This is a genomic window from Fulvivirga sp. (assembly GCF_040218215.1).
Classification (GTDB): Bacteria; Bacteroidota; Bacteroidia; order Cytophagales; family Cyclobacteriaceae; genus Fulvivirga.
In genome coordinates, this window is record NZ_JAVJQL010000003.1 from 25,342 (window position 1) to 46,589 (window position 21,248).

Annotated in this window: 17 protein-coding genes; 9 read left to right on the forward strand and 8 right to left on the reverse strand. The window is 37.6% G+C overall.

Going from position 1 to position 21,248, the window contains the following annotated elements; genetic code table 11:
* Nucleotides 1-9: 9 nt before the first annotated feature.
* The 5 genes from lipA to RIB54_RS00745 all read right to left on the reverse strand — a co-directional run bounded on the left by lipA (nucleotide 10) and on the right by RIB54_RS00745 (nucleotide 6,696).
* Nucleotides 10-891, reverse strand: coding sequence for a lipoyl synthase (lipA, locus tag RIB54_RS00725; protein WP_350098812.1), 882 nt, complete (start codon nucleotides 889-891; stop codon nucleotides 10-12).
* A 67-nt stretch (nucleotides 892-958) separates the two neighbouring features.
* On the reverse strand, nucleotides 959-1,687 hold the full coding sequence (locus tag RIB54_RS00730) for a hypothetical protein (RefSeq protein WP_350063825.1): 729 nt from the start codon (nucleotides 1,685-1,687) through the stop codon (nucleotides 959-961).
* 116 nt (nucleotides 1,688-1,803) lie between these two features.
* On the reverse strand, nucleotides 1,804-2,145 hold the full coding sequence (gene ytxJ / locus RIB54_RS00735; RefSeq protein WP_350063823.1) for a bacillithiol system redox-active protein YtxJ: 342 nt from the start codon (nucleotides 2,143-2,145) through the stop codon (nucleotides 1,804-1,806).
* Nucleotide 2,146: 1 nt separating this feature from the next.
* On the reverse strand, nucleotides 2,147-4,591 hold the full coding sequence (locus RIB54_RS00740; protein ID WP_350098814.1) for a hypothetical protein: 2,445 nt from the start codon (nucleotides 4,589-4,591) through the stop codon (nucleotides 2,147-2,149).
* Between the two features lie 131 nt (nucleotides 4,592-4,722).
* Nucleotides 4,723-6,696 carry an alpha-ketoacid dehydrogenase subunit alpha/beta gene (locus RIB54_RS00745; RefSeq protein WP_350098816.1) on the reverse strand — a complete coding sequence of 658 codons (1,974 nt, stop codon included), beginning with the start codon at nucleotides 6,694-6,696 and terminating at the stop codon, nucleotides 4,723-4,725.
* 78 nt (nucleotides 6,697-6,774) lie between these two features.
* Here RIB54_RS00745 and RIB54_RS00750 point away from each other — a divergent pair, with 78 nt between their 5' ends.
* The 7 genes from RIB54_RS00750 to RIB54_RS00780 all read left to right on the forward strand — a co-directional run bounded on the left by RIB54_RS00750 (nucleotide 6,775) and on the right by RIB54_RS00780 (nucleotide 16,461).
* The gene (locus RIB54_RS00750; protein WP_350098818.1) at nucleotides 6,775-8,025 is read left to right on the forward strand and encodes a M16 family metallopeptidase; all 1,251 of its coding nucleotides are present in this window, start codon (nucleotides 6,775-6,777) and stop codon (nucleotides 8,023-8,025) included.
* Entirely contained in the window at nucleotides 8,015-8,494 is a 480-nt protein-coding gene (gene ispF, locus RIB54_RS00755; RefSeq protein ID WP_350098820.1) for a 2-C-methyl-D-erythritol 2,4-cyclodiphosphate synthase, read from the forward strand. The genes RIB54_RS00750 and ispF overlap by 11 nt, the downstream gene beginning before the upstream one ends.
* Before the next feature lie 6 nt (nucleotides 8,495-8,500).
* The gene (mnmC2, locus tag RIB54_RS00760; RefSeq protein WP_350098822.1) at nucleotides 8,501-9,184 is read left to right on the forward strand and encodes a tRNA (5-methylaminomethyl-2-thiouridine)(34)-methyltransferase MnmC2; all 684 of its coding nucleotides are present in this window, start codon (nucleotides 8,501-8,503) and stop codon (nucleotides 9,182-9,184) included.
* Between the two features lie 77 nt (nucleotides 9,185-9,261).
* Complete coding sequence (locus RIB54_RS00765) at nucleotides 9,262-11,955, forward strand: TonB-dependent receptor (RefSeq protein ID WP_350098824.1); 2,694 nt, start codon at nucleotides 9,262-9,264, stop codon at nucleotides 11,953-11,955.
* Complete coding sequence (locus RIB54_RS00770) at nucleotides 11,952-13,037, forward strand: DUF4249 domain-containing protein (RefSeq protein ID WP_350098826.1); 1,086 nt, start codon at nucleotides 11,952-11,954, stop codon at nucleotides 13,035-13,037. The genes RIB54_RS00765 and RIB54_RS00770 overlap by 4 nt, the downstream gene beginning before the upstream one ends.
* Before the next feature lie 2 nt (nucleotides 13,038-13,039).
* Nucleotides 13,040-14,152, forward strand: a complete 1,113-nt coding sequence (locus RIB54_RS00775; protein WP_350098828.1) for a DUF4249 domain-containing protein — start codon at nucleotides 13,040-13,042, stop codon at nucleotides 14,150-14,152.
* Nucleotides 14,153-14,154: 2 nt separating this feature from the next.
* Nucleotides 14,155-16,461, forward strand: a complete 2,307-nt coding sequence (locus RIB54_RS00780; protein ID WP_350098830.1) for a hypothetical protein — start codon at nucleotides 14,155-14,157, stop codon at nucleotides 16,459-16,461.
* Here RIB54_RS00780 and RIB54_RS00785 read toward each other — a convergent pair.
* From RIB54_RS00785 to rimO, 3 genes are read right to left on the reverse strand one after another with little or no spacing between them, the layout of a single operon-like run.
* Complete coding sequence (locus RIB54_RS00785; RefSeq protein ID WP_350098832.1) at nucleotides 16,439-17,008, reverse strand: 5-formyltetrahydrofolate cyclo-ligase; 570 nt, start codon at nucleotides 17,006-17,008, stop codon at nucleotides 16,439-16,441. The genes RIB54_RS00780 and RIB54_RS00785 overlap by 23 nt on opposite strands.
* The gene (gene bshC, locus RIB54_RS00790) at nucleotides 16,998-18,560 is read right to left on the reverse strand and encodes a bacillithiol biosynthesis cysteine-adding enzyme BshC (RefSeq protein ID WP_350098834.1); all 1,563 of its coding nucleotides are present in this window, start codon (nucleotides 18,558-18,560) and stop codon (nucleotides 16,998-17,000) included. The genes RIB54_RS00785 and bshC overlap by 11 nt, the downstream gene beginning before the upstream one ends.
* A 27-nt stretch (nucleotides 18,561-18,587) precedes the next feature.
* Nucleotides 18,588-19,901, reverse strand: a complete 1,314-nt coding sequence (gene rimO, locus RIB54_RS00795) for a 30S ribosomal protein S12 methylthiotransferase RimO (RefSeq protein ID WP_350098836.1) — start codon at nucleotides 19,899-19,901, stop codon at nucleotides 18,588-18,590.
* 85 nt (nucleotides 19,902-19,986) lie between these two features.
* Between rimO and RIB54_RS00800 the strand changes: the two genes are divergently transcribed.
* Both RIB54_RS00800 and RIB54_RS00805 read left to right on the forward strand, forming a co-directional pair.
* Complete coding sequence (locus tag RIB54_RS00800; RefSeq protein ID WP_350098838.1) at nucleotides 19,987-20,448, forward strand: DUF6452 family protein; 462 nt, start codon at nucleotides 19,987-19,989, stop codon at nucleotides 20,446-20,448.
* Complete coding sequence (locus tag RIB54_RS00805; RefSeq protein WP_350098840.1) at nucleotides 20,429-21,184, forward strand: DUF6048 family protein; 756 nt, start codon at nucleotides 20,429-20,431, stop codon at nucleotides 21,182-21,184. The genes RIB54_RS00800 and RIB54_RS00805 overlap by 20 nt, the downstream gene beginning before the upstream one ends.
* The last annotated feature ends 64 nt before the right edge of the window (nucleotides 21,185-21,248 follow it).

Genomic DNA, 21,248 nt, shown 5'->3' on the forward strand with positions numbered 1-21,248 from the left:
AGCCTGAACTCAAATAGGCACGTTCACATGTCGCTCTGCATGATATGAAGAACGAACCAATGGCCCTGACTCTACATACTTTAAGCCTCTCTTAAGGCCTTCTTCCTTATAAGCCTCAAATTGATCTGGATGGATAAACTCAGCTACTTCAAGGTGCATTTTGGTTGGCTGAAGGTACTGACCAAGAGTTAAGATATCTAATCCATTAGCTGCCAAGTCATCCATTGCTTTATGCACCTCATCAGGCGTTTCACCAACACCCAGCATTATACCAGATTTGGTTCTTTTATTAGCTTCCTTGGTTTTCTTGATTTGCTCAAGGCTTCTATCATATTTGGCTTGAGGCCTAACCCTTCTATAAAGTCTTTCGACAGTTTCCATGTTATGAGACACTACTTCCTGACCTCCTTCAATCATTCTATATAAAGCATCCCAATTGCCTTTAACATCAGGAATTAATGTTTCTATAGTGGTCTCGGGGCATAATTCTTTAGTCTGAACAACCGTTTGATACCAGATTTCAGCTCCTCTGTCTTTAAGCTCATCGCGATTTACAGAAGTAATTACGGCATGTTTAACGCCCATAAGCTTGATAGCCTCTGCAACTCTGGCGGGCTCTTCAGCATCATACTCTGGCGGCCTGCCCGTGGCAACCGCACAAAATGTGCAGCTTCGTGTGCACACATTACCTAAAATCATAAAAGTAGCGGTACCAGCTCCCCAGCACTCACCCATGTTTGGGCAATTACCACTTTCACAAATGGTATGTAATTTATAATTATCTACCAATTTCCTGACCTTGGCGTACTCTTTACCAATAGGCAATTTAACCCTTAGCCAGTCTGGCTTTCTCTTCTTTTCTTCCTTTGAAACTACAGGTAGCTCTATCATTATCTGATCTCCTTATTGATAAGCAAAATTAAGAATATAGACTTGGAAATGTACAAGAGGTGATGGATTATCTCCTCGTACCATAAAAAATTGTGATATAAGCTGTTGGGTAAATAGCTCTGTTTTCGGCACCGGCAAGTAGCTTAATGTCTTCAGTATAAGCATCTACCAGTGCTCCAAGTTCAAACCCAGTCACATTACTTTTAATTGTTCCTAACTCAAAACTTAAACCAGCCTTTAAATTGGCTCCAATTTTTAAGTTAGACTCATAAACCCCTTGAAATAAGTATCCCGTACCTAATATTTTATTAATTGTATGATCCGGATTCCTTGGATTATACTGCTCTCTTCTCGTATTGTTTAATGAAGCTCCAGCATCCGGGCTTATTTCAACATAATATGGGGCATGTAGCCCTAATGTGGGGCCTATTGCTGCCAATGCCTTTATTTCAACTCCCTGCTGTGGTGCCTTTCTAAATAAAATTAACTCCCTGCCATATTGGAACCTAAAAGCATATAGGTAATTGGTCTTTCCGAAAATGTAAGTACTTCCCGTTCCTGATCTCAATTGAGTTTCCTGAGAATGCTTCAGATTGACTATCTCGAGGCCAAGGCTCTGAAACATATTGTCCGAAATCTTTCTGGACTTTCTAAACATAAAACCTCCAATGAGTCCTCCAGATGTGTTTTTATTGATCCCCCACACAAATTCAGACTGATAGTCATCCAAATCACTTTGGGCAAAAAGCAAAGTGGGGGCAAGCAATAAAACCAATATTATCCTTCTGACTTCCATTTAGAAACTTGTAGGTTATATAAATTTAGCAAAATAATTAACGCAAACCATCTACAGATAGTTTATAAAATTCAAAAGTCTGGCTCTAGAATTTTATAATTGACTGAAGAACAACCTTAACCTTTATTTTTTGCTGCATTAATCACGGCTTGATAAGAAATTCCCATATGAGACATATCATATACCGGGTGCCCATCCCTTAAAACAATTACTTGTGGAGACTGGTGTGTTACTCCGAATTTATCTGCTATTTGATTGGAAATATCCCGGTACTTAATCAAATCCAGATAGTAGGGCTTAATATTTGCATCATTCTCCCAAGACCTTTGAAGCCTATCAAATGCCATACTACTAATATTGCATCTTGTGCTGTGCTTAAAAATAACCACCGGCTGCTCCTTTGATTCATTTACAGCAATATCTAACTGCTCCAAACTGGTTAATTCATTCCAACTCATGCTATTCGTACCAAATATCTCTTTCTTTCTTATCGAATCTAGGTCGTCTTTCCTTTTGCTTTATATTATCTGGTTGACCTTCATTCTTCTTAAACCACTTAGCAAACAACATTTTGAAGCTAAAAAGTTTCTGCTTTTCTACTGTTGAGCTGTTATTATTTCTTGAATACCTGTAACTAGGATGCCTATCAGCCAAGCTTTTCTTGCTCATCTTTATGTTGCCCTGATAATCTGCAGCCTTGATAGCCGCCCTTGACGGTCCAACACCTTTTAGTGCGTCTTTGACAGCATGAGGTTTACGTGCATAACTTCCTTTAATTTTATACCTCCCCTCAAATGTGGTCCCTTTGGCTGTTTCTTTCGAAGGAGCTATGTTCCTAAGGGATTCTTTAGCAGAATTTGGGTTTTGTTTAATTGACCATGTCACTTTAGTTTTACCCCCAAAATCTCCTCCTTTAAAATAGTTTTTATTCGGCTTCCTTACTTTTAAAGCATCATCAGCAGAATTAGGGTTCTTTTTATAGTTACTGTTCCCTTTAACAAAACCAGTATATTTGGCAGATTGCCTATCATTCTTCATCGCCTCCTTCACCTTTAAAGACTCTTTGGCTGCATTTGGGTTTTTCTTATACTTAGACTTTCTTTTGATGTCTCCTTTATAGAAACCAGCTAAGGCATCGTACTTGCCTCCTTTAAACGGCTTAGACCTACCCTGGAATTCGCTTTGGTCAGACTTATTTTTAATTTGCCGTACTTTTAGTGACTTTTTGTTTGAGCTCGGATTTTTTTCATAGCCAAACTTTCTTTTAGTATCGCCCTTATAAAAACCAGAAAGGGCATCATATCTACCCCCTTTAAAAGGTTTATAATTGCCAGTAAAACTTGAGGCTTTTCTGCCCTCTGATGATAGCTCAGGCCTGGTAACAGATTGGCCCCTGTTATTCCAATTATTTCGGGCTATAGAACCTCCTCCTTTCAAAGGCTTACCAGTCTTAATATTACCCTGGAATGATCTGGCTCTTTGGTTTTGTTCACTATTAATAATTTTAGTAGTTGATTTCCCCTTATTATTCCAATTATTTCTTGCCACTGAACCACCTCCTTTTAATGGTTTACCCGTCTTAACGTTCCCTTGAAACGCCTTTATTTTTTTGTCCTGCTTGTTATTAGAAACTTTGGTTATGGATTTACCGAAATTGTTCCAATTATTTCTTGCAACAGAGCCCCCTCCCTTTTTAGGCTTTGTAAATTTTATGCCTCCCTGAAATTTCGCAGATTTAATATCCTGGCCTGTTGTGCCCCTGCCCTGAATTGCTCTGCCATTATTGTTTCTAAGTTTTGCACTTATGCTGCCACCTCCTTTTTGAGGTTTTTTGGTTTTTATATTTCCCTGAAACTTAAACCCCTTTGCCGTGCCTGGACCAGGAGGATTGCTGCCTTGCGTCTTTTTACCAGCAATTTCTTTTCTATTAGATATTGATTTATAGCCTCCTCCTTTAATTTTTCCCTTAAAAGCCCTATCGCCCTTTCTGTTCTTTTTTTGCGGATATGTTGAAAATTGAGATCCACTAAAATCAGGCCCTTTCGAGGTTCTAATCCTAAGTTTATTGCCCGAAATATCTTTCTTCCATGCGCGTTCAGGTTTTCTCGTTGCTGATTTAAAACCCCCTCCGAAACCTCCTGAGTACGGCCTGTCTCCCTTCCTGCCTCTACTTGAATATTTTGGTTGTGGCGGTTTCTTTACTCCTGGACGTCCTTCTGTTCTCTTTGTTCTGAATGTTCTCCCTGTAATATCTCCTTGAAAAGCCTTCTCCCATGACTTTTGCTTTCTGAAAGCATTGTAGGGCGTTTTTCGTTTTCTAACATTATAATTACCAGAAGCTGATCTTGGAGCTACCCGGGTGGATTTTATTTTTCTTTCTGACGGCCTGCTGGCAGATTGAAACCTGCCTCCCTGATATGATTTATTGCCTGTGAAAGTTATTCTTTTTGATCGTGTATTTATTGCCCTACCAGATGAGTTTCCCTTCCAAGCCCTTTCACGAGGTTTATTAGAAAATCTTGGGTTAATGCTTACTCTTTTAGCTTTTTCGGAAGACCTGGATGTATACCTTGGCGGTGATAAAACCTTTCTTGCCACACTTGACTCCGTCTTTCTTTTCCTTCCTGCATAAGGATTTGGCTTGGCATAACTTGCATTTGACTTCAGCCTGGATGATTTAATACGTTTAACCCTTCGGCCTGTTATATCTCCTTTATATGATTTTTCGCCTTGCCTGGTTCTGGATTTAAACTTGGCTGCCCTGAGCTTCCTTTTGTTGGATCTGCCTTTGTCCCCCCTTCTTTTTAATCTTCTATTTGCTTTGTTCTTACGCTCATTCTGCTTTTCATATTTGGTTTTTTCCTGAGCATAGGTTGTTCCACCTTGCCCAAGAGACAAAAACATCAGCATAAGAACTGATGCAAAAGTCACTTTCAACAAGAAAGAAATGGTAGTTCTATTTTTTCGTTGGAAAAACCTCAAAACATTTTTGCGCAAAAAAATTAGGTAAAGAACCTATTAACGCCTCAAGATAATTAAAATTCAACTAAATCTTTAATTTTTTGCTTCAGACGACCTTTTGGTAAAAAATTCTGCTCTAAAGGAGGAGCAAAAGGAACGGCTGTATCTAAACTTGCCTCGCGAAAGACCGGAGCATCCAGATGTTTAAAATAATGCTCGCCAATCCAAGCAGCTATTTCACCACCAATACCCCCAGTCATACAATCCTCATGAAGTACTAATACACGACCTGTCTTTTTAACTGTTGCTGCAACTGCTTCCTTATCCCAAGGAAGCAATGACCTAAGATCAAGGATGTCGGCAGATATGCCCATCTCTCCGGTAACTTCTTTGGCCCAATGAACACCCATGCCGTAGGTGATAATAGACAACTCAGATCCTTCTGCAATAAGCTTGGCTTTACCGATTTCAACAGTATAATAATCATCAGACACGTCATCTGTTAATGACCTGTAAAGGAACTTATGCTCAAAATAAATTACTGGATTGGGATCCTCAATAGCTGCACAAAGTAAGCCCTTTGCATCAACGGGATTAGAAGGATACACTATTTTCAACCCAGGAGTGTGAAAAAACCAAGCCTCATTTGATTGACTATGAAAAGGGCCGGCAGCAACACCTGCACCTGTTGGCATTCTAACCACAACATCTGCATTTTGACCCCATCTGTAATGAGACTTTGCAAGATTATTGACTATCTGGTTGAAACCACAAGTCACAAAATCAGCAAACTGCATCTCAATAACAGATTTTTGTTTCTTTATTGACATGCCTAGCCCAATACCGATTATAGCTGATTCACAAAGTGGCGTATTTCTAATTCGGTCTTTTCCAAATGTCTCCAAAAAGCCTTCAGTTATTTTAAATACACCTCCATAATCAGCCACATCCTGACCCATTATTACCAGTTCAGGGTATTTCTCTAAGCTTTGCTTCAGTCCATCAGAAATGGCATCAACATATCTTTTTGGAGAGGTTTGCACTGATGGTTCCACCACCTTTTGAGTAAAAGGAGCATGCATATCTGCCATTTCCTTTTCAGTAGATGGTGTTGGCAAATTTTCAGCATAAGCCTCCTCTAATCCTGAATCAATATCAGCCTGAATCTTGGCTCTCAGCTTTTTGATGGCAGCCTGAGTTAAAACTTTTTCTTTGAGCAAATAAGACTCATAATTTTCCAACGGGTCTTTCTTTGCCCATTTCTCCATTAGCTCTTTGGGCACGTATTTGGTGCCTGATGCCTCCTCATGGCCACGCATTCTGAAAGTCATGGCTTCGACCAAAACAGGTCTTGGCTTCTTTCTAATATTTACAGCTAACTGTGAAATTGTATTATAAACCTCTAAAATATTATTGCCATCAATTTTGACGGCATCAATTCCATAACCAGGTCCCTTATCTATAAAATTTTCAAATTTAAACTGCTGATTACTAGGTGTAGACAAGCCATAGCCATTGTTTTCAACAATAAAAATCACAGGCAAATCCCATACTGCGGCAACATTCAGTGCCTCATGAAAATCCCCCTCACTCGCTCCGCCATCACCAGTAAAAACCAGTGTTGCTTTTTTATCTCCTGTGATCTGATTGGCCAGTGCTATACCATCAGCCACAGCCAATTGTGGCCCAAGGTGCGAGATCATCCCTACCAAATGGTAGTCATTAGTTCCAAAGTGGAAAGACCTGTCCCTACCGTTAGAAAATCCTGATAGTTTACCCTGAAACTGTGCAAACAATCTTTTATAAGGCACATTCCTTGAAGTAAAAACGCCCAGATTTCTGTGCATGGGCAATATATACTCATCAGCTTCCAAAGCATGAGTAGCACCTACAGATATCGCCTCCTGCCCGATTCCTGAGAACCATTTACTGATTCTTCCTTGCCTTAAAAGAATGAGCATTTTCTCTTCAATCATTCTAGGCCTTAACAAGCCTTCATATAACTGAATAAGTACTTCTTTGGAATGTTTCTTTCGGTCGAACTGCATGATAAAAAATTTGGAGGCAAAATTACTGCATTGAGGGTATCAGCAAAGTGATGGGATATATTTATTTTTGGAACATAAATGATAGAATTTCAGGAATTTACTCTCGATAATGGTCTGCATGTTATTGTTCATGAAGACCCAACAGTACAAATAGCAGTTTTAAATATTCTTTACAAAGTTGGCTCACGTGATGAGGATCCAAACAGGACGGGTTTTGCTCATTTATTTGAACACCTTATGTTCGGAGGCTCCATTAATGTTGAGAACTTCGATGAAGCCCTTCAGGCAGTTGGTGGTGAAAACAATGCATTCACCAGTCCGGATATTACCAACTACTATATGACCTTGCCATACCAAAATATTGAGGCGGCTTTTTGGCTTGAGTCTGACAGGATGCTTGGCCTTCCTTTCAGCACCAATGTTTTGGAAGTGCAACGGAGCGTGGTTATTGAAGAATTTAAACAGCGATATCTAAATCAACCATATGGAGATCTTTGGCTTAAATTAAGACCATTGGCTTATGACAAACATTCTTACCAATGGGCAACTATAGGTAAGGAAATTAGCCATATAGAAGAGGCTACCATGGAAGATGTAAAAGCATTTTATAAAAAATACTACACCCCTAACAATGCTGTTTTAGTGCTTTCGGGCAATGTTAAAGTTGATGAAGTTAAATCATTGACAGAAAAATGGTTTGGGCCAATACCTGCTGGAGCATCATTTGACAGAAAAATACCTGTTGAACCTAAACAGGTAAAAAAGAAATTTGAAATGATAGAAGCTGATGTTCCATCGGACATGCTTTATATGGCCTTCCACATGCCAGCTAAATTTGATGAAGACTACCATACCTGTGATCTGATGAGTGATATTCTTGGTAGAGAAAAGTCTTCAAGGCTATATGTTGCTTTGGTAAGGGAGCAAAAATTATTTAGCTCTATAAATGCTTATGTTACAGGCTCCATTGACCCTGGGTTACTTATCGTCAGCGGAAAAATGTCAGATGGGTGCTCGCTTGAAGATGCAGAAAAAGCTGTTTGGGAGGTGATTAATAACTTTATTGATAATGGAACAAGCGAAGAAGAATTGAACAAAGTCAAAAATCAAGCCGAATCAACTCATGTCTTTTCAGAAATAGAAGTGCTTAACCGAGCTATGAACCTGGCTTTCTCAGCGCTTTCGGGAGACACTTCCAACATCAACAAAGAGTCAGAAAAAATTCAGAGTGTAACCATTGAAGACATTCATAAATTGAGCAAGGAAATATTAACTGAAAGTAATTGCTCTGTTATCCATTATAAATCTAAAGTACTGCATGAAAATTAGAACAGGTTTTGGCTATGATGTGCACAGGTTGGAAGAAGGTCATGATTTTTGGCTAGGGGGAATAAAAGTACCCCACACTAAAGGAGCAGTGGGACATTCCGATGCTGATGTTTTAATTCATGTAATTTGTGATGCGCTATTGGGGGCTGCCAATATGCGTGATATAGGCTTTCATTTTGCAGACACTGATCCAAAATTCAAAGGCATTGATAGTAAGATTTTACTTAGAGATGTTATCAAACTCCTAACTGATAAGGGTTGGTCAATTGGGAATATAGATAGCACGATTTGTCTTCAGCAGCCAAAAGTCAATCCTCATATTCCGGCAATGAAAAACTGTCTTGCAGAAGTGATGCAAATTGATGAAGAAGACATATCAATAAAAGCCACCACCACAGAAAAACTTGGTTTTGTAGGCACTGAAGAAGGTGTAGCGGCCTATGCTGTGGTATTAATTCAAAAAGGTTAAAAAGTAATGCCCGAAGATAATATCAAAATTATCACAACTGAAGATGGTTCTCATTCCTTGTACAATGCAACACTGAATGAAACCTATCATTCATTTCATGGGGCGATTCAAGAGTCAAGGCATGTATTTGTAAAAAATGGCTTGGATTACCACAATAGAATTAAAAAGAATATTGATGTTTTTGAAGTTGGTTTTGGTACAGGGTTAAATGCTTTACTTGCTGCAGAATGGGCACAACAAAATGAGATTTATATTACTTATGATACTATAGAAGCCTTCCCTGTAAGTATGGAACAGGTGAGTCAATTAAATTATACCGCTTTAATAAACACTGATAACACTTCGGAATGGTTTAATACACTTCATGAAGTACCTTGGAACGAATTGCATAAGGTTACTAATTTCTTTTCTTTTAAGAAGCTTAATGAATCTATATTAGAACACCCCTTGCCTATTGATAAGTATGATGTAATCTTCTTTGATGCCTTCGCCCCCAATAAACAATCAGAAATGTGGGAGATGGATGTTCTTTCCAAAATATATCAAAGCATGAAGCCAAATGGAGCCTTTGTTACTTACTGCGCGCAGGGACAATTAAAAAGGAATTTAAAATCCCTTGGTCTGGTTGTTGAAACTTTGCCCGGCCCTCCAGGCAAGAAAGAAATGGTGCGAGGAGTTAAGAAAACATAATTTATATTCAAGAAAACCAAATTTATCCCCCATAATACGGTATTTTAAAACAAAAATATTTTACAAGTTTTGTTTCTGTGAGGCATTTCATAATAACGCTCATCCTGACTTTACCATTCACTTCGGTTTTGAGCCAAAATATTGACTTCAAAGTACCCGAACATAAAATAGGCATATCACTCACTCAACTTATCACACAAATTGAAGAACAAGGTGAGGTAAAAATCTTCTATCTGCCTGAATGGACTGATGAGATTATTGTCAACGGCTCCTACACAGGACAAAATATTAAGTCTGCTCTTGAGAACATACTGATAGGAAGGAATTTTCAAATTCAGTCCATTTATAACTATGGGTTTGTCTTGCTGAGAGACCCAAAAATAGACGAAATACGGTCGGAGATTATTAGTAATGCTGAAGATGAAATTCCTATATATAATTTTGGTGATGCAAAAAATGCCAAATGGGGAGGAGAGGTAACATTAAATGGGACCATATTTAGCGGAGCTACCTCAGAACCACTAATTGGCGCCACCATATATGCTAATGAAATTGACAAGGGTGTAGCCAGTGACGCCAGTGGCAAATACAATATTATACTTCCGCTAGGTGAGCACTTAATGACAATACAAGGTCTAAATTTTGAGGCTCAGACATTCTTTGTAAGAATCTATGAGTCAGCAAAATTGGATATCACGCTTGAGGAAAACCCCTTTACCTTAGAAGAAATAGTGGTTGAAGATAATGCTATCAATGAAAGCTTTCAGAATGTAACAGCAGGAACAACACGCATCTCTTTAGAGGAAATTCAAAAAGTGCCGTCTATGATGGGTGAAGCTGATGTTATAAAAAGTGTTCAGTTACTACCCGGTGTTAATTCTGTAGGTGAGGCCAGTGCTGGCTTTAATGTGCGTGGTGGTACTGCTGATCAAAACCTTATTCTTCTGGATAACGGGATAATATTTAACCCAAATCACCTATTCGGTTTCTTTTCAGCATTTCATCCTGATGCAGTTAAAGATGTCACCTTTTACAAAGGTTCTATCCCTATTCAGTATGGAGGCAAAATTTCCTCGGTACTGGATGTAAGACAAAAAGATGGCAATTCAAAAAGATTGAAAGGCACAGGAGGCATAGGCTTAATAACCAGCAGGCTTATGCTTGAGGGGCCGCTAGTTAAAAACAAAGTCAGCTTTATGGTTGCAGGAAGGTCCAGCTACTCCGACTGGCTGCTGAAAAGAGCTGAAGATGAAGATTTGAGGCAAAGTTCAACCTTTTTTTATGATTTTACAGGAAAGATAAGTGCGCTGGTCAATAAAAAGCATAAACTGACGGCATCATTTTACAATAGCAACGACAAGTTTAAACTCTCAAACGACACTTTATACTCATGGCAGAATTCAAGTGTTGCGGTCAATTTTGACAGAACAATAAAAGAAGGCCTATATCATATTAGCAGTCTATCGGCAGGCAATTATTCTTATACTATTGAAGACGAAGATCCACTTGACTCATTCGACTGGAAATATGGTATCAATAATTTTCAGGCCAAAAGCTACCTGCTTTGGAGAAAGAAAAATCACTTATTCACAGCAGGACTTGATGTCACAGGATATGAGATAAAAAGAGGTATGTTAAAACCAAAGTCAACCGTATCTACCATTGAAGAAGTTAAATTGGATAATGAGTACTCTGTAATTACAGGAGTATTTATTAGTGATGAAATTCAACTTGGGAAATTTGCAGTAATACCAGGTTTAAGGCTTTCAAATTTTGCACTATTCGGTCCTTTTGAACAGCCCCAATATGACCCGAATGAGCCAGTAAATGATTACTCCATTACTGGAACAAAGTCTTACGATAAAAATGAAATTGCAAAAACTTACTTTGGACTAGAACCCCGTGTAGCTGCAAAGTACAACCTGAACCTAAGAAGCAATATTAAAGCGAGTGTGAGCCGAAATTTTCAATATCTACACTTAATATCCAATACCACAGCAATATCACCGATAGATTCTTGGGTATCGAGTAATGAATATATTAAACCACAAATAGGCTATCAATATTCTCTTGGCTATTTCTATCAAACTGACAAAACCAATATCTCAACATCAGTAGAAGTGTTCTATAAAAACATTGACAATGTTCCCGAATATAGAAATGGTGCCAACCTATCGCTCAAACAAAACATAGAAACAGAGCTGATTAATAGCAAAGCAGACATCAGAGGTGCGGAATTTTCATTGATCAAGGAAGGAAGATTATCCGGTCAATTGAGTTATACATATTCGTCATCAAGAAGGAGGACAACCACTTCCAATGAAGCTTTACAAATCAATGACAATTCATTTTTCCCTTCTAACTATGACCAGCCGCACAACGTAAAAATGAATGCCAACTATGATATTTCCAAGCGACATGTTTTTTCAGTGAATTTTAATGCAGCCACAGGCAGGCCTATCTCTGCACCTTCAGAAAGGTTTTTGATCAATAATGTTATTGTTACCAATTACCCTGAAAGGAACAATTACCGAATCCCAACATACCATAGGTTAGACCTTTCACTACTGATACGTACAAACCATAAAAAGGACAAAAAATGGGAAGGTAGTTGGACACTGACTGTATATAACGTCTATAACAGGAAAAATGCCTTCTCAGTCTTTTTTGAAGAGAGTAAGGAAAGGGGCTATACATATCCTAAAGCTTATAAATTGTCAATCTTAGGTTCAGTATTCCCATCCGTCACATATAATTTTATTATAAAATGATGAGACGGTTCCTCTTATTTTTATCATTATCATCCTTGATCCTCTTCATCAATGCATGTATAGACGAAATAAAAATTGGTATCCCCAGCAATGCCGATCACCTTGTTGTTGATGGACTGATTACTGACCTGCCCGGCCCATATACTGTTACCCTCTCCTATTCTAACGGTTATTTTGAGCCCTTTAATCCTACTATAGCTGATTTCAATATCAAGGATCTTGTTCAAAAAGCCAAAGTTTCAGTTATTGATAACATGGGAAATGAAGAGACTTTTGAAGAAATATCCCCTGGGGTATATCAGTCCTCCGCTGATGGTATCAGAGGTCAGGTTGGCACATCATATATTCTGAAAATTGAGTTAGAGAATGGTAAGAAATATGAATCAGAAGCCGAAATAATGCCTGCCAATGTAGGTATAAAAGATTATTTTATAGATTACACAAGTAAGAAGTTTTTGGATGACAATCTTGAAAAAACAAAAGACGGGCTCAATATTTCTGTGGTTCCTAATGAATTTGACGGAACATACGAGTTCTACAGATGGAGATGGGAAGGAACATATGAAATCCTCACTTTTCCGGAATTAAAAAAAGACTATATTCCTCCCTGTACGTACGAAACAATCCCAGATAATGTGTTTGATGTAAGGTGCAAATGTTGTATTTGTTGGATAACTGAACCATCTACCTCATCGATAGTCTCCTCCAAATTATTAAGCGATTCAAAAACATTTCTACATTTTCTTGAAAATTCCGAGGGGCGTTTGTTTGGAAAATATCATTTCTATATTCAACAAATGTCTATGACCAAAGAGGCGCATGAATTTTGGAATATTATAAAACAACAAGAGGATGGTAGCTCTCCATTTTCAATAACCAATACTGAAATCCCAACCAATATATATGCCATTGAGAATAAAGGTGAAATCGCAATGGGATACTTCAGTGCCGCCTCGGTAAAGGACATTGCATTTTATATAGACAGGTCGTACTTAGAAACCCAGCCCGTTTTTATGGATACTGTAAAAAATGATTGTAGAGTATTGAAATACGCTACAAATGTTAAACCTATATTCTGGTAGTTATGAAAATGAGAACTACTCTATTTGCAATTTTAATTTCTTTCGTTTTTTTGTTTATCAACGGATGCGTAGACGAAATAAAAATTGGTATCCCAAGCAATGCCGATCACCTTGTTGTTGATGGACTGATTACTGATCTTCCCGGTCCATATACTGTCACCCTCTCCTATTCTAATGACTATTTTGAACCCTTTAGTCCAAATGCCAGTAATTACAACATTAGGGATTTGGTACAAGAAGCTAAGGTTTCGGTTATTGATGGTCAGGGAAATGAAGAAATATTTGAAGAAAAATCGCCAGGGGTATATCAGTCTTCTGCTGATGGTATGAGAGGTGAGGTTGGCAAATCTTACATACTGAAAATTGAATTAGAGAATGGCAAGAAATATGAATCAGAAGCCGAAATAATGCCTGCTAATGTAGGCATAAAAGACTATTTCATAGATTACACGAGTAAGAAGTACCTGGATGATGGTCTGGAAAAAACAAAAGACGGGCTCAACATTTCGGTGATTCCTAATGAATTTGATGGAATATACGAGTTCTACAGGTGGAGGTGGGAAGGAACATATGAAATCCTCACCTTCCCTGAATTAAAAATAAAATATGTAATGGGCGAGCCTGTACCTGACCCTCCTCCTTGTACATTTGAATATATTCCTGATAGCGAAAATGATGTTCGATGTAAGTGCTGCATTTGTTGGGTTACTGAACCTTCAACATCATCAATAGTCTCTTCCAAAACACTTGGTGATTCAAAAACCCTTCTCCGTTTTCTGGAAAATTCTCAAGGACGTTTATTAGGAAAATATCATTTCTATATTCAACAATTATCAATAACAAAAGAGGCCTATGAGTTTTGGAATATTATAAAACAACAAGAGGATAGCGGATCTCCTTTCTCCATAACAAATACTGAGGTTCCTTCTAATATTATATCAGTTGAAGACAAAAATGAAAAGGTAATGGGCTTCTTCAGTGCCGCTTCGGTAAGGGATATTGCTTTTTATGTTGACAGATCTTATCTAGAAACGCGGCCTGAGCTTATGGATACAGTCAAGAATGATTGTCGTGTCTTAAAGTATTCTACCAATGTTAAACCTATATTTTGGTAAACATGAAAGTAAAATCCAAAGCTTTATTTTCTATCATTCTGTTTATGGGGCTCAATTTTTCCATGGCTCAGAATTTAATCCACTTAGCTGTGGATCAGCCTTTTTATTTTTCTGGCCAGGAAATGCGACTTTCTTTTTTGCTAGTTGACGTCATTACAAAAGTTAAGTCTGAAAGTAATGAAATTGTTTATATAGTATTAAAGAATAATGCTCAGGGCAACATCATCGAAAAAAAGGTCTTTGCAAAAAAAGGTATTGGTGAATTGTCTGTTCAGATTCCAGGAGATACAAAATCAGGATTCTACGAATTAATTGCCTACACCAATCATCTTAAAAACTTTGGCCCAGAAAGTTACTACAGAAAAAAAGTAGCCATATACAGCCCAGATTATAATGCTGAATTAAAATCCAATCAACTGGTGTCAGAAATTACATTTTCTCCTGAAGGTGGGCGTTTGTTGGCAAATGAGGCTTGCCGAGTGGCATATGAGCATAATAAGGAATGTTCGAACCTAAATGCAGTGTTGGTAGAAGATCAGCAGAAAGAGATTCTATCCGTTGAATTGTCAAATGAAGGAATAGGAAGTATAGTGTTCAAGCCTAAAGCAACACATACCTACCACCTAAAGCACACATGTATTGAAGGTGCAGAAAGACTATTCCCTTTGCCCCAAGTAGAAAATGAAGGGTATTCTTTGAGTGTACTTCAAAGAGGACAAAAAACACAATTTATTGTAAGAAGCTCCAATAATTCCCATAAAAACGATTCAATAAAAATAATTGGATATCAAAGGAATTATAAAGTATTTGAGGTAAAAGGGAAGATCAAAAAAGATTTCTTCCTGGTAGAAATAAATAATCAACACCTCCCGTCAGGGGTTATAAACTTTATTCTGTTAAATGAAAGTGACGAAGTAGAAGGAAACCGAATGGTGTTCAATGCCTCAGCCCTTAGAGAATCGTTAAACTTTAACATAGAGACTGAAGCTTTATCAACACGACAGGCTACCAAAGTAGAAATTGAAAATTACAATGAAAATGCCCTTTTATCAGCTTATGTTTTAAGTAAGGAATCTTATGAGGGTTTTAATAAATTATCTGATGGGCTACTTACTTTTTCAGATCACTATTTTGACTTCACCCCGCTAAAGCTTGATCAAATAAGGGATATGGATAGCAGAATGATCATGGAATCGAAGAAATATAAAAAGCTTCCTGATACATTTATTCCTACTCGTTACTTCCCCAAAGAAAAATACTTTTTAATGCGCGGTAATTTATTAGATGATAAGCCGCTACCTGATACTACAACGTCCTTTTTCTTTGTGCCTGAAATCAATACAATTTATCAATTAAAAATTGACGATACAGGATTCTTTGAAGAAGCCATACTTTTTGAATACTATGGAAAACAAGAAATACCATTCCTTTTAATGGCAAATGATCATCAATTCAAAAATCCAAGAATTGTCTCAAACGACTTTGAAGTACAAACCAAATATAATTTAGCACAGGAATTGCCATGGTCAGACTACCATAAAACTGCTCAAGTCGAGTTTAACGCAAAACAGCAAATTGATGGCGTTTATAATTATTACAATGACTCAAAGGAAGGTAAAAACAAGGATGCTTCTACCTTTGATATAAGTCAAATGCTGCCTGGGCCCGATGCCACTTTCAAACTAGATGAGTATGTGGCTTTTGGAACTATGGAAGAAACAATTAAAGAAATTATCATTGGTTTATCTGTAAGAAAAAAGAAAGGCGAGAAGATAGTAAGAATATTTGAAGAGAACTGGTTGAAATTCTATGATCTGGATAAAGAATATGCCTTTGATTCAAACCCCCTTATTTTAATTAATGGAAGACCCTCAAATCCAGATCAGCTACTTTCTTTGAACCCGGCAGATGTTGAAGAAATTAAACTGATTTCTGACTTTGAAAAGTTACTGAAAAACCGACCCTTTGGAGTTGGTGGAATTGTTTTGGTGAAAATGAAAGAAAATGTTGAGCTACCTGATGTTAATAATTTTGAATTTTTCAAAACTACCGGAGTAACGGAATCACAAGAGAAAAAGAATGTTAAGCTGCCTTCCAATATACCTGATATGAGAAGCACACTGCTTTGGCAGCCCTATCAAAAAGTTTCAGCGACTTCAGCTCCGGCCTTTGAATTTACAACATCAGACAGGCCTGGTGAGTATGTTATACTCATTGAGCAAATTGATGAAAATGGTCATATTAGTTATGCCACTAAAAATATTAAAGTATCATTCACGGGGTTGATCAAAAATGATAAACCTGATTAGGGGTTATACAAGCATCAAGCTTGATGTCAGTTGGCTCAATAAATTCAATCTTATCCAAATTGGGCAATAAAGAAAGCCCTACCTTTTTTGCTTTTGGAACCGTTTCTAAAAATCTGTCATAAAACCCCTTACCGTACCCAATTCTGTCACCATGTTTATCAGATATAATAAGTGGTACAAGCACTAAATCTATGAGGCCATCATCGGCTAAATCACCGTCCACAGGCTCAGGAATTCCCCACTTATTCTCCTCAACGATGCAATTGTCGTTCAGTATATAACTCTTTAAATGACCTGTCTTTAATGTCTTGGGCACAACAATGTCAATTTCAGAGTTGAACTTCCTTATTAAATCAATAATCCTATGAGTGTCAACTTCTTTTTTGGCAACAATTGATAGAAAAACATGAACTGTATTGACATGGTCAAGGTCTATGGATGACATAAAATGCTCAGCAATCTTCTGATTACGAAACTCATACTCATCATCACTCAAGAATTGCCTTTTAGACAGGTAGACCTCTCTAAGTATTTGTTTACTGGCCATTGTCAAAAATATGAAACCTGTAATCAAAAGGATCAAGTTGATCAGTTAGGTTTTTGACAAACTGGGGGTTTGCTAAATAGAAATTCAGAAAATTATCAGTACGTTCCTGTAAGCCTCCATTCGGAAAAAGGTAGGATAAAACGGATTCAATTTGGTTAATCTTATCAGAATGCTTTCTCTTCTCCGCTCTAATGAACTTCTTTTCAATAACCTCAAGTTTATGTTGCGTTCTTACACTTTGAGCTTCTACATGAGCCTTTAATGTTGGATCTATCGACTCAGCCTGAGCTTTAATCTTTTCAAAAAGATCAACTAACTCATTCATCTGACCATTCAGCAACACTTTGTTATCGGTATTTTCTATGGCTATATGTTTAAAAATTTCATTTTTATCCTTAAACATCTCCTCCCATGAAAGTCCTGTCTTTTCTATTTTATTAGAAACATGTTTTGGTACTATCATGGCAAAATTCCTTGGCATTAAAGCTGGAAATGGAATTTTATAATGATCAAAAATTGGTTTCAACTGAAACCAGTATGCTACTTCTGAAGGACCACCAACATATGCCAGATTAGGCAATATCGCCTCCTGATACACCGGCCTCAAAATAACATTCGGGCTAAACCTCTCTGGTTCTTCTTGTATAAGTTTTTCTAAAGTTTCCCGATCAAAGGAAATATCAGTGTCTAAGACTTTATACAAACCGTCTTGATATTCAATTCTGCTTCTTAATTGGTCATCTAGATAGAAGAAGTTAATTTCCCTAGGAAAAACCTGCGTTTTATAGCCTATGCCCTCCAATTTATCAGTGCAGTCGCCTACTACCTTTTTTGCAGAATGGTTAAATATATCATCCTCAATAACAGTAGCAAATAACCTTTTTAAATCTGTATCATCAGCATCAACCACAACCAACCCTTCCTCACCAAATAACTCATTTACATAGAGTTGAACCGCTTCAGCCAGATTTTTGCCCTGCTTGTATGCAGTTTTAAAGAAATCTGGAATGCCGGGTATCTCTTGTGCCAGTTTAGAAAGTTCTTTAGTATCAAATCTGCCTACAGCGCCATTTTGACCTGTTTCCCAGACATGCTTCTTTCCATCTAATCTGAAATATTTTATTTCATCATAATCATGATCTTCAGAAGCCATCCAATATACTGGCACAAAATTATAATCAGGATATTTATGCTTTAGCGCCTTACTGGTGTTAATAACAGTGATAATCTTATAAATGAAATAAAGGGGGCCGGTAAAAATATTGAGTTGGTGGCCAGTTGTAATTGTGAAGGTATTTGGCTGAGCCAATTGGGTCAGGCTTAGTTCCAGGCTGGTTGACTTTGAAATGTTTGCATATTGCTTATCCAAAGTCTGACAGAGAATTTTTCTGTTTTCTGCGCTGAATTTGCGTTCCTTAATGAGTTGCTCAAAATTCTCAATTCGAGGAAAAACGTTATAAAAATCCTTTAGAGAGTCGCTCTCTTGTATGTAGTCAATAAATAATTTAGAAAATTTATTGGTGACTTCCAGATCAAGAGACGCTAGCTTCATAAAGAATTCTTATCTATCATTTTAAATTTATTTCACCACATCGCCATACAAATCAAACTCCGTGGCATCGTTAATTTTCACATTAACAAAATCTCCCAACCTAAGATAATTATCTTCTGATTCGATGATTACCTCATTATCAACCTCTGGTGAATCAAATTCCGTTCTACCTATAAAAGTTCCGCTTTCAGCTCTATCTATTAAAGTTTTGAAAGTCTTGCCAATTTTTGCTTCGTTGATTTCCAGGGAAATTTTTTCCTGTAAGTCCATAACGGCATTGGCCCTTTCTTGTTTCACAGAATCAGGCACATCATCTGTAAAATTATATGCATGGGTATTTTCTTCATGTGAGTAGTTAAAAATCCCCAGTCTTTCGAATCTGGATCGCTCCACAAAGTCATACATCTCCTGAAAGTCCTGCTCTGTCTCTCCCGGGTAACCAGAGATAAGTGTTGTTCGCAGCGCAATACCCGGCACCTTTTCTCTAATAGTTTGAATTAACTCTTCCTGCTTTTCTCTGGTTGTACCTCTGCGCATGGCTTTTAGCATATTAGTTGACCCGTGCTGTAGCGGCATATCCAGATAGTTGCATATGTTATCCCGCTCGGCCATAACATCTAAAATATCAAGAGGAAAGCCCGTAGGAAAGGCATAATGAAGTCTTATCCACTCGATACCTTCAACATCAGAAAGTTTTGCCAATAACTCTGCCAGGTTTCTTTTTTTATAGATATCAAGTCCATAGTATGTGGAGTCCTGAGCTATTAAAAGAAGTTCCTTGGTTCCATTTTTAGCTAAATTTTTAGCTTCTAAAACCAACGCTTCTATGGGTTTTGAAATGTGCTTGCCCCTCATAATTGGAATAGCACAGAAAGAGCAGGGACGGTCGCAGCCTTCGGCTATTTTAAGATAAGCATAATGGTTTGATGTTGTCAGTATCCTTTCCCCAACCAATTCCTTCTTGTAATCGGCCTTAAATTTCTTGAGCAACAAAGGCAAATCCCTAGTCCCAAAAAATGAGTCTACTTGCGGTATTTCCCTTTCTAGGTCATCTTTATATCGCTGTGACAAACAACCAGTTACGTACAATTTGTCGATGAGCCCTTCAGTCTTGGCATCTGCATATCTGAGGATGGTGTCAATAGACTCTTGTTTGGCATTATCAATAAAACCGCAGGTATTGACAATAACAATATTAGCGTCATCCTTGGTCGATTCATGAGTGGTATCAATTTTGTTACCACGCAGTTGCGTCAACATTACTTCTGAATCAACAATATTTTTAGAACAACCTAACGTTACAATATTTACCTTGTCCTTTTTTCTTCCCTTGGTTTTCAAAATCAGTGGTGTTTAAGGGGCAAAATTAAGAAAAATAAAATTGCTTCTTGGTTGACCGAGGGATAGTTATATTTGCAGCCGATTAATGAGAAAATTAGCAGGAATAATGTTTTTAGCCTATCTTTTTTTGGTAGGATGTAATGAGCCAGATTGTATTCGCCTGGCGAGCACTACAATGGGAATTGGGTTTTATGATATAAATACTGGTGACGCATTGGCCATTAGAGTAAATAGGCTGCAAGTGGTAGGTTCTGATAGTGTTCTTATGGAGAATGTGACATCAACAAGATCCGTCCTATTACCATTAAATCCATCTGACACCTCAGTAACTGCAGTTTTTGATACTGAATTTGGAATTGATACTTTAATACTGAGCTACAACACCGTAACGAGGCTGATTTCTGAGGAATGTGGAGCTGAAATTATGATTGAAAACTTAAGAAGGGCAAGAAACGACTTCGATTCGATTAGGTTTGTTAATAGGTCTTTACAAATAACATTAGGTGAGTCTAACATAGTAACAGAAAATGTTCAGATTTTTAATTAGTATTTTATTTGTTCAGGCTTCACTGATATCTTTTGGTCAACAAACCGAAAGTCAACCTGATAGCGCTACCATAGCTAAACCCGCTCTGAAAGATTCAATACAGAAGGCGCCTTCTAAATTTAAACCTACTGGTTTAAGGGTAGGCCTTGACCTTGTAAGTTTTGGTCAAGGTGTGCAAAAGAATGGCATTAGAGCATTTACTCAAGGTGATGTCAGACAATGGAAGTTTAGTGCAGATATTGACATCTACAGATATTTTTTAAACTTTGAATACGGCAAATTTGAAAGGTATTGGATTGCACCTGCATCCAATTATTATAATGAGGGCACCTTTATAAAAGTAGGCCCGGATATAAATTTTTTCCATAAAGATCCAAAGCAGAACGCACTGTTTATAGGTTTAAGATATGCCCGATCAAAATATCAGGATTATATTATTTATGATTATCAGAATCAGGTTTATGGAGATAATACCAAAAGAGTGTCAAACGGTGAACTTAAAAGTAATTGGTTTGAAATCACCACTGGGTTAAAGGTGCGCTTGACGAGATACGTGTGGTCAGGATATACAGCGCGTTTTAAGTTCAGGGTAAATGACAACTATGAGAACAACGCATTGGCCCCGCACTGGATTCCTGGTTATGGTGCTGCCACTCGCGAGTCTGCCTGGGGGCTTGAGTATTGGTTGATCTTTAGAGTTCCTTTCAAGAAGGATAAAATAGAAGAAATAAAATAGGGAGCTGAGCCTCGACACTTAACTCCCTAAACCAACACCTGTGAATTTTATCTTTCTAAGATTG

Bases quoted from the DNA above. Each gene is read 5' to 3' on its own strand.
- RIB54_RS00800 (WP_350098838.1), top strand. From the start codon at position 19,987: ATGAGAAAATTAGCAGGAATAATGTTTTTAGCCTATCTTTTTTTGGTA.
- RIB54_RS00740 (WP_350098814.1), bottom strand. From the start codon at position 4,591: ATGTTTTTGTCTCTTGGGCAAGGTGGAACAACCTATGCTCAGGAAAAA.
- RIB54_RS00750 (WP_350098818.1), top strand. From the start codon at position 6,775: ATGATAGAATTTCAGGAATTTACTCTCGATAATGGTCTGCATGTTATT.
- RIB54_RS00745 (WP_350098816.1), bottom strand. From the start codon at position 6,696: ATGCAGTTCGACCGAAAGAAACATTCCAAAGAAGTACTTATTCAGTTA.
- RIB54_RS00770 (WP_350098826.1), top strand. From the start codon at position 11,952: ATGATGAGACGGTTCCTCTTATTTTTATCATTATCATCCTTGATCCTC.
- mnmC2 (WP_350098822.1), top strand. From the start codon at position 8,501: ATGCCCGAAGATAATATCAAAATTATCACAACTGAAGATGGTTCTCAT.
- ytxJ (WP_350063823.1), bottom strand. From the start codon at position 2,145: ATGAGTTGGAATGAATTAACCAGTTTGGAGCAGTTAGATATTGCTGTA.
- RIB54_RS00785 (WP_350098832.1), bottom strand. From the start codon at position 17,008: ATGGCCAGTAAACAAATACTTAGAGAGGTCTACCTGTCTAAAAGGCAA.
- RIB54_RS00780 (WP_350098830.1), top strand. From the start codon at position 14,155: ATGAAAGTAAAATCCAAAGCTTTATTTTCTATCATTCTGTTTATGGGG.
- ispF (WP_350098820.1), top strand. From the start codon at position 8,015: ATGAAAATTAGAACAGGTTTTGGCTATGATGTGCACAGGTTGGAAGAA.
- bshC (WP_350098834.1), bottom strand. From the start codon at position 18,560: ATGAAGCTAGCGTCTCTTGATCTGGAAGTCACCAATAAATTTTCTAAA.
- RIB54_RS00775 (WP_350098828.1), top strand. From the start codon at position 13,040: ATGAAAATGAGAACTACTCTATTTGCAATTTTAATTTCTTTCGTTTTT.
- lipA (WP_350098812.1), bottom strand. From the start codon at position 891: ATGATAGAGCTACCTGTAGTTTCAAAGGAAGAAAAGAAGAGAAAGCCA.
- RIB54_RS00805 (WP_350098840.1), top strand. From the start codon at position 20,429: ATGTTCAGATTTTTAATTAGTATTTTATTTGTTCAGGCTTCACTGATA.
- RIB54_RS00730 (WP_350063825.1), bottom strand. From the start codon at position 1,687: ATGGAAGTCAGAAGGATAATATTGGTTTTATTGCTTGCCCCCACTTTG.